We start from the raw sequence: 261 nt of genomic DNA, 5'->3' as shown, positions 1-261 counted from the left end.
GACACCAATACCCAATTGCAAGCGCTCAACAAAGAACGCCTGCGCCTGCCCATGGAACTTCACGCCCTCAAGACTCAGGCCTATGCGCCGCTGCAGCGCTTCGAACGCAACATCAAGCTGCTGCTGATAGCGACGGTACCACTGATATTGTGTCTGATAGCCTGGGTACGTTACCGCTGCCTGTGTCGACGCCGATGGCCGCCTGCGGCGCTTAGCTGAACACGTCGCGCGGGGAATCAACGACGGGCAATCAGGCCTTGC

General features: G+C 59.4%; 1 protein-coding gene. It reads left to right on the top strand.

The genetic code is table 11. The features are described from left to right. The coding region (locus AC0L20_RS41225; protein ID WP_473295866.1) for a hypothetical protein at positions 1-219 on the top strand (219 nt) is incomplete at its 5' end. Positions 220-261: the final 42 nt, after the last annotated feature.

The sequence above is a fragment of the Bradyrhizobium sp. Kon58 genome, from assembly GCF_055807455.1.
Note: the sequence above shows the minus strand (reverse complement) of the source record. Positions and strands in the feature narration are given on the sequence as shown.